The sequence below is a fragment of the Massilia hydrophila genome (assembly GCF_020208145.1).
In the GTDB taxonomy this organism is placed as follows: domain Bacteria; phylum Pseudomonadota; class Gammaproteobacteria; order Burkholderiales; family Burkholderiaceae_D; genus Telluria; species Telluria hydrophila.
The window spans coordinates 1-213 of record NZ_JAHYBX010000111.1 but is presented as its reverse complement, the minus strand read 5'-3'; the positions used below and the strand labels follow the sequence as shown (position 1 = coordinate 213).

Here is a 213-nt window from a genome sequence, read left to right as displayed (position 1 = left end):
ATCGGCGCAAAGTCGTTTCACGGTCCTGTTCGGGATGGGAAGGGGTGGGACCGACTTGCTATGGTCATCAGGCTTTGACTTGTCCGAGCTTCGCCTTGCAGCGTTGCTCGCAATCCGGGAAGAAGTAAGTTCTTGTTGTTCTTTGGGTAGCAGTATCAACAAACTGCAGCTGTATTCTTGACTCGTCTATAGCCTACCAAGGTTATAGGGACA

At 50.7% G+C, this 213-nt stretch carries 1 rRNA gene; it reads right to left on the bottom strand.

Annotation, left to right across the window (positions count from 1 at the left end):
• A 5S ribosomal RNA gene (gene rrf, locus LE190_RS21735) occupies nucleotides 1-72 on the bottom strand; the annotation flags it as partial.
• Nucleotides 73-213 lie beyond the last annotated feature (141 nt).